The sequence below is a fragment of the Pseudomonas sp. Xaverov 83 genome (genome assembly GCF_019352905.1).
Lineage (GTDB): Bacteria > Pseudomonadota > Gammaproteobacteria > Pseudomonadales > Pseudomonadaceae > Aquipseudomonas > Aquipseudomonas yamanorum.
The window spans coordinates 577,509-589,641 of record NZ_JAAAFU010000075.1; the positions used below are offsets into that span (position 1 = coordinate 577,509).

At 61.1% G+C, this 12,133-nt stretch carries 15 protein-coding genes; 8 read left to right on the forward strand and 7 right to left on the reverse strand.

Translation table 11 applies throughout. The features are described from left to right. Positions 1 to 210: 210 nt before the first annotated feature. The 4 genes from ftsY (at position 211) to rpoH (ending at position 4,297) form a co-directional block, all read left to right on the forward strand. A complete protein-coding gene (gene ftsY, locus K0H47_RS23935; protein ID WP_177025607.1) occupies positions 211 to 1,626 on the forward strand; it encodes a signal recognition particle-docking protein FtsY in 1,416 nt (471 codons plus the stop codon). Next, complete coding sequence (ftsE, locus tag K0H47_RS23940) at positions 1,623 to 2,294, forward strand: cell division ATP-binding protein FtsE (protein WP_017476533.1); 672 nt, start codon at positions 1,623 to 1,625, stop codon at positions 2,292 to 2,294. The genes ftsY and ftsE overlap by 4 nt, the downstream gene beginning before the upstream one ends. Beyond that, complete coding sequence (gene ftsX, locus K0H47_RS23945) at positions 2,291 to 3,313, forward strand: permease-like cell division protein FtsX (RefSeq protein ID WP_017476532.1); 1,023 nt, start codon at positions 2,291 to 2,293, stop codon at positions 3,311 to 3,313. Before ftsE ends, ftsX begins: the two co-directional genes overlap by 4 nt. A gap of 129 nt (positions 3,314 to 3,442) precedes the next feature. Continuing rightward, the gene (rpoH, locus tag K0H47_RS23950; protein WP_003176698.1) at positions 3,443 to 4,297 is read left to right on the forward strand and encodes an RNA polymerase sigma factor RpoH; all 855 of its coding nucleotides are present in this window, start codon (positions 3,443 to 3,445) and stop codon (positions 4,295 to 4,297) included. Between the two features lie 195 nt (positions 4,298 to 4,492). On the opposite strand, the gene mtgA is transcribed toward rpoH, so the two are convergent. Then, a complete protein-coding gene (gene mtgA, locus K0H47_RS23955) occupies positions 4,493 to 5,215 on the reverse strand; it encodes a monofunctional biosynthetic peptidoglycan transglycosylase (RefSeq protein WP_063026496.1) in 723 nt (240 codons plus the stop codon). A gap of 74 nt (positions 5,216 to 5,289) precedes the next feature. Here mtgA and K0H47_RS23960 point away from each other — a divergent pair, with 74 nt between their 5' ends. From K0H47_RS23960 to trmB, 4 genes are all read left to right on the forward strand, one after another. Further along, on the forward strand, positions 5,290 to 5,667 hold the full coding sequence (locus tag K0H47_RS23960; protein WP_093204045.1) for a DUF423 domain-containing protein: 378 nt from the start codon (positions 5,290 to 5,292) through the stop codon (positions 5,665 to 5,667). Between the two features lie 71 nt (positions 5,668 to 5,738). Continuing rightward, positions 5,739 to 5,939, forward strand: coding sequence for a sulfur carrier protein ThiS (thiS, locus tag K0H47_RS23965; protein WP_063026500.1), 201 nt, complete (start codon positions 5,739 to 5,741; stop codon positions 5,937 to 5,939). A gap of 65 nt (positions 5,940 to 6,004) precedes the next feature. Further along, complete coding sequence (locus K0H47_RS23970) at positions 6,005 to 6,799, forward strand: thiazole synthase (RefSeq protein WP_032884143.1); 795 nt, start codon at positions 6,005 to 6,007, stop codon at positions 6,797 to 6,799. Positions 6,800 to 6,808: 9 nt separating this feature from the next. Then, positions 6,809 to 7,534 (forward strand): tRNA (guanosine(46)-N7)-methyltransferase TrmB, encoded by a 726-nt coding sequence (gene trmB / locus K0H47_RS23975; RefSeq protein WP_063026504.1) that lies wholly within the window; start codon positions 6,809 to 6,811, stop codon positions 7,532 to 7,534. A 138-nt stretch (positions 7,535 to 7,672) separates the two neighbouring features. Here trmB and K0H47_RS23980 read toward each other — a convergent pair whose 3' ends face one another. The 6 genes from K0H47_RS23980 to K0H47_RS24005 are packed head-to-tail and all read right to left on the reverse strand — an operon-like array spanning position 7,673 to position 12,031. Next, positions 7,673 to 7,996, reverse strand: coding sequence for a DUF3392 domain-containing protein (locus tag K0H47_RS23980; protein WP_003213776.1), 324 nt, complete (start codon positions 7,994 to 7,996; stop codon positions 7,673 to 7,675). A gap of 19 nt (positions 7,997 to 8,015) precedes the next feature. Beyond that, positions 8,016 to 9,218 carry a radical SAM family heme chaperone HemW gene (hemW, locus tag K0H47_RS23985; RefSeq protein ID WP_093204052.1) on the reverse strand — a complete coding sequence of 401 codons (1,203 nt, stop codon included), beginning with the start codon at positions 9,216 to 9,218 and terminating at the stop codon, positions 8,016 to 8,018. Further along, the gene (rdgB, locus tag K0H47_RS23990) at positions 9,215 to 9,811 is read right to left on the reverse strand and encodes an RdgB/HAM1 family non-canonical purine NTP pyrophosphatase (protein WP_093204057.1); all 597 of its coding nucleotides are present in this window, start codon (positions 9,809 to 9,811) and stop codon (positions 9,215 to 9,217) included. The genes hemW and rdgB overlap by 4 nt, the downstream gene beginning before the upstream one ends. Then, complete coding sequence (locus K0H47_RS23995) at positions 9,808 to 10,242, reverse strand: DUF4426 domain-containing protein (RefSeq protein WP_017476526.1); 435 nt, start codon at positions 10,240 to 10,242, stop codon at positions 9,808 to 9,810. The genes rdgB and K0H47_RS23995 overlap by 4 nt, the downstream gene beginning before the upstream one ends. Before the next feature lie 21 nt (positions 10,243 to 10,263). Then, entirely contained in the window at positions 10,264 to 10,884 is a 621-nt protein-coding gene (metW, locus tag K0H47_RS24000; RefSeq protein ID WP_076012994.1) for a methionine biosynthesis protein MetW, read from the reverse strand. Between the two features lie 7 nt (positions 10,885 to 10,891). Further along, a complete protein-coding gene (locus tag K0H47_RS24005; RefSeq protein ID WP_093204061.1) occupies positions 10,892 to 12,031 on the reverse strand; it encodes a homoserine O-acetyltransferase in 1,140 nt (379 codons plus the stop codon). Between the last annotated feature and the right edge of the window lie 102 nt (positions 12,032 to 12,133).

The window sequence follows — 12,133 nt, forward strand, 5'->3', positions numbered from 1 at the left end:
GCCCGCTTGGTCTTAGCGTCGGCGGGCGAGGAGGTGCTAGGATACTGATCCGACCTAGGGACGGCCACTACGGCTGTCTTGTTGAGGCCCTATTTAGGCCTTACAAAATGTTGCGCATGAACGAGCTGGCTAAAAAACAGTCTGTTACGCATCGAATTTTATTTACCGACGTGCCCCTCGGCGCGTCGCTACCTTGAGATAGCCGTCTCCATGTTTGGTTCCAACGACGACAAGAAGACCCCAGCTGCGGCTGGCGAGAAAAAAGGCCTGTTCGGATGGCTGCGCAAAAAGCCGCAGGAAACCGTCGTCGAACAGCCACAGGTTCAAGCAGAACCGATCCCTGAATCCCCAGTAGAAGCCGAACCGGTTGCCGAAACCCCGGCCCCGGTGGTGTTGCCGATGGTCGAGCCGGTGTTGCAGCCGGTGGTTGAGGCAGAGCCTGAGCCAGAAGCCGAGCCTGAGCACAAACCGTGGCTGGTGTTGCCGGTGGCGGAAGAGCCCGTGGCACTGGTTGAAGACGAGCAGGCCGGGCATGTGACGCCGCCGATTCCGGCCCTCGTGGAGCCTGCGCCGGTTGTGGTCGAAGCGCCGCCAGTGATTGAGGTGCCTGCACCGGTTGTCGCCGAGCCTGCTCCGGTCGCAGTCGCCGCGCCAGCCATCATCGAAGAGCCTGCTGCTCCTGCCGAAACCAGCAAGACCGGCTTCTTTGCCCGCCTCAAGCAAGGCCTGAGCAAGACCAGCGCCAGCATCGGCGAAGGCATGGCCAGCCTGTTCCTCGGCAAAAAGACCATCGATGACGAGCTGCTGGAAGACATCGAAACCCGTCTGCTGACGGCCGACGTGGGCGTCGAAGCCACCGCCGTGATCATCCAGAGCCTGACCCAGAAGGTTGCGCGCAAGCAGTTGACCGACGCCGATGCACTCTACAAGTCGCTGCAGGCCGAGCTGGCGGCCATGCTCAAGCCGGTGGAAGCACCGCTGGTCATTGATACGCAGAAAAAACCGTTTGTGATTCTGGTGGTCGGCGTCAACGGCGCCGGCAAGACCACCACCATCGGCAAGCTGGCCAAGAAGCTTCAGCTGGAAGGCAAGAAGGTCATGCTGGCCGCCGGTGACACGTTCCGTGCTGCTGCCGTGGAGCAGTTGCAGGTCTGGGGCGAGCGCAACAAGATCCCGGTCATCGCCCAGCACACCGGCGCCGACTCGGCCTCGGTGATCTTCGATGCGGTGCAGGCTGCCAAGGCCCGCAACATTGACGTGCTGATCGCCGATACCGCCGGTCGCCTGCACACCAAAGACAACCTGATGGAAGAATTGAAGAAAGTTCGCCGCGTGATCGGCAAGCTCGATGCCGACGCGCCCCACGAGGTGTTGCTGGTGCTGGACGCCGGTACCGGCCAGAACGCCATCAGCCAGGCCAAACAATTCCACCAGACGGTCCAACTGACCGGCCTGGCATTGACTAAGCTCGACGGCACGGCCAAAGGCGGCGTGATCTTCGCCCTGGCCAAGCAGTTCGGGTTGCCGATTCGTTATATCGGCGTCGGTGAAGGCATCGACGACCTGCGCACTTTTGAAGCCGAACCCTTTGTACAGGCACTGTTTGCCGAGCGGGAGCGTTCATGATTCGTTTCGAACAGGTCGGTAAACGCTACGCCAACGGACATGTCGGCTTGCATGAGCTGAGTTTCCGGGTGCGTCGCGGCGAATTCTTGTTTGTGACCGGCCATTCGGGTGCCGGTAAAAGTACCTTGCTGCGCCTGCTGCTGGCCATGGAACGCCCAACCACCGGCAAATTGCTGCTGGCGGGCCAGGACCTGGCCACCATCAGCAACGCACAGATTCCATTCCTGCGTCGCCAGATCGGCGTGGTGTTCCAGAATCACCAGTTGCTGTTCGATCGCACGGTGTTCAACAACATCGCCTTGCCATTGCAGATTCTCGGGCTGTCCAAGGCCGAAATCATCAAGCGCGTGGATTCGGCCCTTGAGCGCGTCGCGCTCTCGGACAAGACCGACCTGTACCCAGGCGACCTGTCCACCGGCCAGCAACAGCGCGTCGGCATCGCCCGCGCCATCGTCCATCGCCCGGCCTTGCTGCTGGCGGACGAACCCACCGGTAATCTCGACCCGCGCCTGGCCGCCGAAATCATGGGGGTGTTCGAAGACATCAACCGCCTCGGCACCAGCGTGCTGATCGCCAGTCACGACCTGGCGCTGATCGCCCGCATGCGTCACCGCATGTTGACCCTGCAGCGCGGCCGCCTGATTGGCGACGGGGAGGCTGGGGTATGAGTGCTACACGCAGCCCTAAGGTTTCCGAACGCGTCGCGCCGAAAGCGGCCGACCCGCAACCTCAGAAGAAGAAACGCGACGAAGACGACGGCCCGGACTTCGGCACCCTGGTGCACGCCTGGATCGAAAGTCACCGCGCGAGCCTGGTAGACAGCCTGCGTCGCCTGGGCAAACAGCCGATTGGCAGCTTCTTTACCTGCCTGGTCATGGCCGTGGCCTTGAGCCTGCCGATGGGGTTGTCGCTGCTGCTCAATAACGTCGAGCGCCTTGGCGGCTCATGGCAGCGGGCGGCGCAGATTTCGCTGTACCTGAACCTGGATGCCAGCACCAAAGACGGCGAGTCCCTGCGCGACGAGATCAAAGAGCTTCCAGGTGTGGCCGAGGCTGAATACATCAGCCGCGATCAGGCCCTGGAAGAGTTCCAGCAACAGTCCGGCCTGGGTGAGGCGCTCAAGGAGCTGCCGCAAAACCCGCTGCCGGGCGTGGTGCTGGTAACGCCGAATGAGGTGGACAAGACGACCCTGGAAGCCCTGCGACAAAAACTCGCAGAGCTGCCGAAGGTGCAGCAGGCCCAACTTGATCTAGTCTGGGTGGAGCGGTTGGCGGCAATTCTCAAGCTGGGCGACCGGTTTGTGTTCGGCCTGACGGTGTTGCTGGTTTCTGCATTACTTTTGGTGATAGGTAATACCATTCGTCTTCATATTGAAAACCGGCGCACCGAGATAGAAGTGATTAAACTCGTCGGCGGCACGGACAGCTATGTGCGTCGGCCTTTTCTGTACATGGGCGCGCTTTATGGCTTCGGTGCGGGGATTTTGTCCTGGGGCGTACTGGCTTTCGGCCTGAACTGGCTGAACGACGCGGTGGTGGGGCTTGCTGGCCTGTACGGCAGTGATTTTGCCTTGGCCGGCGTGCCGGCAGCCGATGGTCTGTCATTGTTGCTTGGGGCAGTGCTCTTGGGGTATATCGGTGCGTGGATTGCGGTCGCACGGCATTTACGTGAGCTGGCACCGAAGTAGTTAATGTCAGGGTAATGTGGTTTCGTTTGTATTGACCGTATCAGTGGTTTAGGGAACTTGTCCTACGGTTCCCGGTCAATTTTCGCAGTGCTGAACTGCACGAGTTATGTGAGTCGGAGGTTTTTTCGTATGACCACTTCTTTGCAACCTGCTTATGCTCTGGTCCCGGGTGCGAACCTGGAGGCCTATGTGCACACGGTCAACAGCATTCCATTGCTGACGCCCGAGCAGGAGCGTGAACTGGCCGAGAGTCTCTACTATGAGCAGGATTTGGGGGCGGCTCGGCAGATGGTGCTCGCCCACCTGCGTTTTGTCGTACATATCGCCCGTAGCTATTCCGGCTACGGTCTGGCCCAGGCTGACCTGATTCAGGAAGGCAACGTTGGCCTGATGAAAGCTGTAAAGCGCTTCAACCCGGAAATGGGTGTGCGCCTGGTGTCGTTTGCTGTGCACTGGATCAAGGCGGAAATTCACGAATTCATCCTGCGCAACTGGCGCATCGTGAAAGTCGCGACCACCAAGGCTCAGCGCAAACTGTTCTTCAACCTGCGCAGCCAGAAGAAACGCCTGGCCTGGCTGAACAACGAAGAAGTGCATCGGGTGGCCGAAAGCCTTGGCGTAGAGCCACGTGAAGTGCGCGAGATGGAAAGTCGCCTGACCGGCCATGACATGGCCTTCGACCCGGCCGCTGAAGCGGACGACGACAGCGCCTTCCAATCGCCGGCCAACTACCTGGAAGACCACCGGTACGACCCGGCGCGTCAACTGGAAGACGCTGACTGGAGCGACAATTCCAATCACAACCTGCACGAAGCGCTGGAAGTGCTGGACGACCGCAGCCGTGACATCCTCTACCAGCGCTGGCTGGCAGAAGAAAAAGCCACGCTGCACGACCTGGCGCAGAAGTACAACGTGTCGGCTGAGCGGATTCGTCAGCTCGAGAAGAGTGCGATGAACAAGCTGAAACTGTCGATCGCCGCCTAAACGGCAGCGAAGTGACAAAAAAATGCCCCGATCGAGAGATCGGGGCATCTTTGTTTGTGTTCGCACAACTCGAATTCAGCTCGGTCCACTGTGGGAGCTGGCTTGCCTGCGATGAGGGCCTGTCAGCCAACACACCTGCAGGCCGACACACCGCTATCGCAGGCAAGCCAGCTCCTGCAGTTGTTTTGTGGGGTGTCAGTCAGCCCAAGGCGCCTTGCGCGAGTTGTTCAGCTCATTCAGGTAGCTGTCGCCACCCAACTGACTCATCTGCTGCCGAATCCACGCCGCCCGTCGCGCCACATACGATGTTGGATGGCTGGCGCTCCACACCCGTGGGTTAGGCAGCACCGCCGCCAGGTAGCTGGCCTGCTGGCGGGTCAGCGCCTTGGCACTCACCCCAAAATGATGCCGCGCTGCCGCTTCGGCGCCGAACACGCCTTCATCCCATTCCACGCTGTTGAGGTAGACCTCAAGAATTCGCTGCTTGGGCCAGAGAATCTCGATCAGCCCGGTAAACCAGGCTTCCAGGCCCTTGCGGAAATAGCTGCGTCCGGTCCACAAAAACAGGTTCTTCGACACCTGCTGGCTCAAGGTGCTGGCGCCGCGAATCGAGCCGCCGCGCTCGTTATGCAGCAATGCCGCCTGGATCGCGTCGAAATCAAAACCCCAATGCTGCGGGAAGCGCTGGTCTTCGCCCGCCATCACCGCCACTTTAAGCTCGTCGGAGATCTGATCCCACGGCACCCAGGTGCGCTGTACGTCAATCGGCTCGCCGTCGACCCAGGATTCGACCTTGCGCTCAACCATCAGCGCAGTTCCCGGTGGCGGCACGAAACGGAACAGCAGCACCAGCAGCACGCTGCCGATGGCAAACCACTTGAGGACTTTGAGAAAACGCTTGAAGAGGAGACGCAGCATAGAGATGGCTTGGCCGAACCCGTTGAGCGGGCCATTATACAGACCCTGCCCACTGAGTCTGACTGGAGTTCCTCATGTTGCGTGGCTTTCTGATGCTGGCTGCCTTTTTCGGTTTCACCGGCGTTGCCCTGGGCGCGTTTGCCGCCCACGGCCTGAAAAACCGCCTGAGCGCCGAGTACCTGGCGATTTTCCACACCGGCGTGACCTACCAACTGGTGCACACCCTGGCGCTGTTCGGCGTGGCATTGCTGGCGGTGCACATTCCCGGTCGACTGGTCACCTGGGCGGGCATCTCGTTCACCATCGGCATCCTGCTGTTCTCCGGCAGCCTGTATGTGCTGACCATGACCGGCATCAGCAAGCTCGGCATCATCACCCCGTTTGGTGGCCTGGCGTTCCTGCTGGGCTGGTTCTTCCTCGGTTTGGCGGCGTGGCGTCTACAGGCTGCCTGACCAAGGGGCTTGGGCCAGCAACGCCAATCACGCTAGAATGCTGGCCCCTAAAAACGATGGCGGCCCGTGGCATGCGCATTCAGTTGAACGGCGAATCTTTTGAACTGCCCGACGGTGAAACCGTTTCGGCCCTGCTGACCCGTCTGGATTTGACCGGGCGTCGCGTCGCAGTGGAGCTCAACCAGGATATCGTCCCGCGTAGCCAGCACGCCGAGACCGCGCTCACCGAAGGTGACCAGGTCGAAGTGGTCCATGCCATCGGCGGCGGCTAGCCGCCCGGCGCTCCAGAGCGCCAACCCGCATTCTGTAGAACCTCACCCCAACTCGAGGATTTCCCATGAGCATCGTTCGTAGCGACAAGCCTTTTGTCCTGGCCGGTCGTACCTACCAGTCCCGTTTGCTGGTCGGTACCGGCAAGTACCGCGACATGGAAGAAACCCGCCTGGCCATCGAAGCCTCGGGTGCCGAGATCGTTACCTTCGCCGTGCGCCGCACCAACCTCGGTCAGATCGAGGGCGAGCCGAACCTGCTCGAAGTGCTGTCGCCGGATCGCTACACCTTCTTGCCAAACACTGCTGGTTGCTACGACGCCATCGAAGCCGTGCGCACCTGCCGCCTGGCCCGTGAGTTGCTCGACGGCCACAACCTGGTGAAGCTGGAAGTGCTGGCCGACCAGAAAACCCTGTTCCCCAACGTGATCGAAACCCTCAAGGCCGCCGAAACCCTGGTCAAGGAAGGCTTCGACGTGATGGTTTACACCAGCGATGACCCGATCATTGCCCGCCAACTGGCCGAAATCGGCTGCATCGCGGTAATGCCGCTGGCCGGTCTGATCGGTTCCGGTTTGGGTATCTGCAATCCGTACAACCTGCAGATCATCCTCGAAGAAGCCAAGATCCCGGTACTGGTGGATGCGGGCGTGGGCACTGCCTCCGACGCTACCATCGCCATGGAACTGGGTTGCGATGCGGTGCTGATGAACTCGGCCATCGCCCATGCCCAGCAGCCGATCATGATGGCCGAAGCCATGAAACACGCAATCGTCGCCGGCCGCCTGGCGTACCTCGCCGGGCGCATGCCGAAAAAACTTTACGCCAGCGCCTCCTCGCCGCTGGATGGTCTGATCAAGTAAGAGCCATTGATGACTGAATCAAACGAAACGCCGAACACCCTGGAAGAAGGCGACGAGTCCAAGCACCGCCGCATCAAGAGTTTTGTGATGCGCGCCGGTCGCATGACCGAAGGCCAGCAAAAAGGCCTGGAGCAGGGCACGCCGCTGTTCGTCCTGCCGCTGGTGGACGCACCGGTGGATTACGACCAGGTGTTCGGCCGCTCGGCGCCACGCTCCCTGGAAATCGGCTTCGGCATGGGCCATTCCCTGCTGGAAATGGCTGCAGCTTCGCCGGAGCAGGATTTTATCGGGGTTGAAGTCCACCGTCCGGGTGTTGGCGCGCTGCTGAACGGCGTGCTGACTCAGGGCCTGACCAACCTGCGGGTCTACGACTGCGACGCGATCGAAGTGCTCAACCGCTGCATCGCCGACAACAGCCTCGACCGCCTGATGCTGTTCTTCCCCGACCCATGGCACAAGAGCCGTCACCACAAGCGCCGCATCGTCCAGGCTTCCTTCGCGGAACTGGTGCGCAGCAAGCTGAAAGTGGGCGGCATCCTGCACATGGCCACCGACTGGGAGCCGTATGCCGAATACATGCTGGAAGTGATGAACGTCGCCCCTGGCTACCGCAACCTGGCGGAAGACGGCAAATGCGTCCCGCGCCCGGCCGAACGGCCGATCACCAAGTTCGAACGTCGCGGCGAGCGACTCGGGCATGGGGTTTGGGATTTGAAGTTCGAGAAGCTGGCGTAATTAGCTCGAAAGCTGAAATGCAATCAACTGTGGGAGCTGGCTTGCCTGCGATAGCATCACCTCGGTATCACTGATACACCGAGGTTTCTGCATCGCAGGCAAGCCAGCTCCCACATTTTGTTTTGTGTGGGGCTTGAGTCAGCGGCGATCCGCCACCACCCCAATCAACACCAGCACCACCAACAACACCGGTGCCAGGCTGTAGTTGTTGAACTGGCTCAACCCGCGAACAATCCACGGTGTGGCATAGATCAGTGCCGCGCCGCTGCCGATCATGCACACCAGCGCCATCAGCGGTACGCGCAGCGCGCCCGCGATGCTGCCCAGTCGTGCTTCGACCCAGCCCTTGATGTCGGCGCCAAACAGCACCAGCAGGCAGCCTACTAACGCCAGGGAGATTTCCGACAGGTTGCTACGGCTCCAGCGGGATACGGTGGCGAGCAGGTCGAGTACCAGATCCATTCGATTTCCTTAAGAGCAATCAGCTCAAAAACTTCTGCAGCAGGTCATTGAGAAAGAGTTGCCCGCGGTCGGTGGCCGCCAGGCGTGACGGTTCGACCTGCATTAAGCCACTTTGTTCTGCTTCGCGACGGGCCTCATCGAGACTCGCCAGCTCAAGGCCGGTGCGCTCGGCATAAAGCCTGGCTTCGACGCCGTCGGTGAGGCGCAGGGCGTTCATCAGGAACTCGAACGGTAACTCTTCGTTGGTCAGTTCTTTCGCACCGGCCTGGTAGTTTTTCGCCGGGTTGAGGTAGTCCTTCGGCGCCCGGGTTTTCCAGGTGCGCACGATGCGCCCATCCAGATGGCTGAGCTTGCCGTGGGCACCGGCGCCGATGCCGATAAAATCGCCAAAGCTCCAGTAGTTCAGGTTGTGCCGCGCCGGCCGACCCGGTTGGGCGTAGGCCGAGACTTCGTACTGGGCGTAACCGTGTTCGGCGAGCAACGCCTGGCCGGCTTCCTGAATGTCCCACAGGGTGTCGTCTTCCGGCAGCACGGGCGGCTGGTTCCAGAACACGGTGTTGGGTTCCAGGGTCAGTTGATACCAGGACAGGTGCGTGGGCTTGAGGGCAATGGCCTGGCGCAGGTCGCTCAGGGCGTCGTCCAGGGACTGATCGGGCAAGCCGTGCATCAGGTCCAGGTTGAAGTTGTCGAACCCGGCCTGGCGCGCCATCCCGGCGGCACGCACGGCTTCGTCACCGTTGTGGATACGGCCCAGGGCTTCGAGTTTTTCCTGCTGGAAACTCTGGATACCAATCGACAGCCGATTGATCCCCAGCTTGCGGTACGCCACGAACTTCTCTTGCTCGAAGGTGCCAGGGTTGGCTTCCAGGGTGATCTCGATGTCGCTGGCAAACGGGACGCGCGCTTCCACGCCCTTGAGCAACCGGCCCAGCGCAGTGGCGCTGAACAGGCTCGGGGTGCCGCCGCCGAAAAAGATCGAACTCAGCTCACGGCCATACACCGCGTGCAGGTCCTGATCGAGGTCGGCCAGCAATGCGTCGACGTACTCTTCTTCCGGCAGCACTTTACTCGCGGTGTGGGAGTTGAAGTCGCAATAGGGGCATTTGCGCACGCACCACGGGATGTGGATGTACAGCGCCAGGGGCGGCAGGTGAGGCAGGGCCGCCCGAGGTGTTTGCGCGCCACCGAGAATCAGTGGCTGCGCGGAGGTGTTCTGGGTCATTTCAGGCCCAGACGCTGGCGCAGCAAATCCATTGCGCGGGCGCGGTGGCTGATCTGGTTCTTGTCGGCCGGGCTCAGTTCGGCACTGGAGACATTGCGCTCCGGCACCCAGAACAGCGGGTCGTAGCCAAAGCCGTGCTCGCCGCTGGCCGCGTGCAGGATGCGACCGTGCCACAGGCCTTCACAGAGGATCGGCAGTGGATCATCGGCGTGACGCACCAGGGCCAGTACGCAGACGAACTGTGCGCCGCGCTTCGCGTCGGGCACGTCCTTGAGGGCGTCGAGCAGTTTGGCGTTGTTGGCCGCATCGCCTTTGCCGTCGGCGTAACGCGCCGAGTAGATGCCTGGGGCACCACCGAGGAAATCCACGGCCAAGCCCGAATCATCGGCCAGTGCCGGCAGGCCGGAAATGCGCGCAGCATTACGGGCCTTGAGGATGGCGTTCTCGACGAACGAAAGGCCGGTCTCTTCCGGCTCTACCTGGCTGAACTCGCCAATCGAGCGCAATTGCACCGAGTCGCCGAGCATGGCCTGGAGTTCTTTGAGCTTGCCGGCGTTATGGCTGGCCAGTACGAGTTGTGTGAGGTTCATCATTCGGCCGGAAACAGTTCCTGGTTGAAACTGAAACCGTGGGCTTTGCCACCGGTTTCAACGTTGATGGTGAAAATCTTGGTTTCCTGCTGCGGCACCGGGTACTGGGCGACGTAAAGCGTAGAACCTTTCTGGGTGATTTTCTTGAACGTCAGCATCTCGCTCTTGCCGCTCAGGTCTTTGATCGTGCCGGTGACGGTGGCGTCTATCGATTCGACGCCCTTGTTCACGAACACATTGATCATGCCCAGCTCTTTGCTGCGTACGATCCCGGCTTCCTGGGCCATTTCCGGTGTCAGGAAACTGGTGGTCAGGGTGTTGTAGTGCACCGTGATATCGCCGAATTCTTTCTGGCGATTACCATCGATAACATCCGCCGCCATAGCGCTGACGCTCAGGCACGCGGTGAGTAAAAAAGTAGCCAAACGACTCATGTTCGTCCTCCTTGAAAATGGTTAGACGGCAATCTGGTGGTCCGTCAGGCCCGGGCTGCTGACCCGGTAGATCCCGATCTCACCCAGCAGGTTGGGCCATAGCTTACTCGCCCAGCCGTGACGGTGCTGTTGATCGACGGCAAGGCGGTTGATGACTTTGGCTTCGCGCTCGCTGCACAGCGCTTCGAAGTCTTCGAAGGTGCAGAAGTGGATGTTGGGCGTGTTGTACCAGGTGTAGGGCAGGAAATCCGATACCGGCATGCGGCCCTTGGTGGCCAGGTACCAGCGGCAGCGCCAGTGGCCGAAATTGGGGAAAGTAATGATGCACTGGCGGCCGACCCGCAACATTTCGTCGAGGATCCGGTCCGGGTAGTGCACGGCTTGCAGGGCCTGGGTCATGACCACGATGTCGAAGCTGTTGCTGGCAAAGTTGCCGAGGCCCTTGTCCAGGTCCTGCTCGATCACGTTAATGCCCTTGGCCACGCACTGGGCGATGTTGTCCGGGTCGTTTTCCAGGCCATAGCCGGTGACTTGCTTGTTGTCGCGCAGCCAGCTCAGCAGTTCGCCATCGCCGCAACCCAGGTCGAGCACGCGGCTGCCGGCGGGGATCCAGTCTTGGATGATTTCCAGGTCGGCTCTCATGGCGTTCTCACAGTGCGATTCGGTTCATGTAGTTGCTGAAGGCCTGCAGGTAGCGCGGGATCGGGATCAGGAAGGCGTCGTGGCCTTGCGGTGCGTCGATCTCCAGGTAGCAGACGTCTTTCTTCGCGGCCATCAGCGCATCCACCAGTTCTCGCGAGCGGGCCGGGGAGAAGCGCCAGTCGGTGGTGAACGACATCACGCAGAACTTGGCGGTGGCCGCCTCGAAGGTGCGCGCCAGGTCGTCGTCGAAGTTCGCCGCCGGGTCGAAGTAGTCCAGGGCCTTGGTCATCAGCAGGTAGGTGTTGGCGTCGAAACGCCCGGAAAACTCCTCACCCTGATAACGCAGGTAGCTCTCGACCTGGAACTCGACGCTGTGGAAGTCGTAGTTGAGCTTCTCGCTCTTGAGGCCACGGCCGAATTTCTCGCCCATGGAATCATCCGACAGGTAGGTGATGTGCCCGACCATGCGCGCGAGCATCAGCCCGCGCTTGGGGATCACCCCCGCTTCCTGGAACGAACCGCCGTGGAACTCCGGGTCGGTGAGGATTGCCTGGCGCGCCACTTCGTTGAAGGCGATGTTCTGGGCCGACAGCTTGGGGGCCGAGGCGATGGCCAGGCAGTGGCGTACGCGATCCGGGTAGGTGATGGTCCATTGCAGGGCCTGCATGCCGCCCAGGCTGCCGCCGATCACGGCGGCCCATTGGGCGATGCCCAGTACGTCGGCCAGGCGCGCCTGGCTGTGCACCCAGTCTTCCACGGTCAGTACCGGGAAATCGGCGCCAAACGGCTTGCCGGTTTCCGGGTTGAGGCTGCTGGGGCCAGTGGAACCGTTGCAGCCGCCGAGGTTGTTCAGGCTGACCACGAAGAACTTGTTGGTGTCGATCGGTTTGCCGGGGCCGATGCAGCTGTCCCACCAGCCGGGCTTGCGCTCGTCCATGCTGTGGAACCCAGCAGCGTGGTGATGGCCGGACAGGGCGTGGCAGATCAGCACGGCATTGCTGCCCGTGGTGTTCAGTTGGCCGTAGGTTTCATAGATCAGGTCGTAGGCGGGCAGCGAACGGCCGCAGGCCAGGGCCAGCGGTTCGCTGAAGTGCGCCACTTGGGGCACGACCAGTCCAACAGAATCGGGGGGGAAGGCAGCTGGCATCGACCCTGCTCTCGTTTAAATGAGGCGTAAGTCTAAAGACCGCTGCACCCAGCGGCAAGCAAAGGCCTGCTGCTGGTGTTTTTAAGGCTTTTTGTGGCGAAA

Coding starts and splice junctions, on each gene's coding strand:
- ftsY (WP_177025607.1), top strand. CDS start 211: ATGTTTGGTTCCAACGACGACAAGAAGACCCCAGCTGCGGCTGGCGAG.
- ftsE (WP_017476533.1), top strand. CDS start 1,623: ATGATTCGTTTCGAACAGGTCGGTAAACGCTACGCCAACGGACATGTC.
- ftsX (WP_017476532.1), top strand. CDS start 2,291: ATGAGTGCTACACGCAGCCCTAAGGTTTCCGAACGCGTCGCGCCGAAA.
- rpoH (WP_003176698.1), top strand. CDS start 3,443: ATGACCACTTCTTTGCAACCTGCTTATGCTCTGGTCCCGGGTGCGAAC.
- mtgA (WP_063026496.1), bottom strand. CDS start 5,215: ATGCTGCGTCTCCTCTTCAAGCGTTTTCTCAAAGTCCTCAAGTGGTTT.
- K0H47_RS23960 (WP_093204045.1), top strand. CDS start 5,290: ATGTTGCGTGGCTTTCTGATGCTGGCTGCCTTTTTCGGTTTCACCGGC.
- thiS (WP_063026500.1), top strand. CDS start 5,739: ATGCGCATTCAGTTGAACGGCGAATCTTTTGAACTGCCCGACGGTGAA.
- K0H47_RS23970 (WP_032884143.1), top strand. CDS start 6,005: ATGAGCATCGTTCGTAGCGACAAGCCTTTTGTCCTGGCCGGTCGTACC.
- trmB (WP_063026504.1), top strand. CDS start 6,809: ATGACTGAATCAAACGAAACGCCGAACACCCTGGAAGAAGGCGACGAG.
- K0H47_RS23980 (WP_003213776.1), bottom strand. CDS start 7,996: ATGGATCTGGTACTCGACCTGCTCGCCACCGTATCCCGCTGGAGCCGT.
- hemW (WP_093204052.1), bottom strand. CDS start 9,218: ATGACCCAGAACACCTCCGCGCAGCCACTGATTCTCGGTGGCGCGCAA.
- rdgB (WP_093204057.1), bottom strand. CDS start 9,811: ATGATGAACCTCACACAACTCGTACTGGCCAGCCATAACGCCGGCAAG.
- K0H47_RS23995 (WP_017476526.1), bottom strand. CDS start 10,242: ATGAGTCGTTTGGCTACTTTTTTACTCACCGCGTGCCTGAGCGTCAGC.
- metW (WP_076012994.1), bottom strand. CDS start 10,884: ATGAGAGCCGACCTGGAAATCATCCAAGACTGGATCCCCGCCGGCAGC.
- K0H47_RS24005 (WP_093204061.1), bottom strand. CDS start 12,031: ATGCCAGCTGCCTTCCCCCCCGATTCTGTTGGACTGGTCGTGCCCCAA.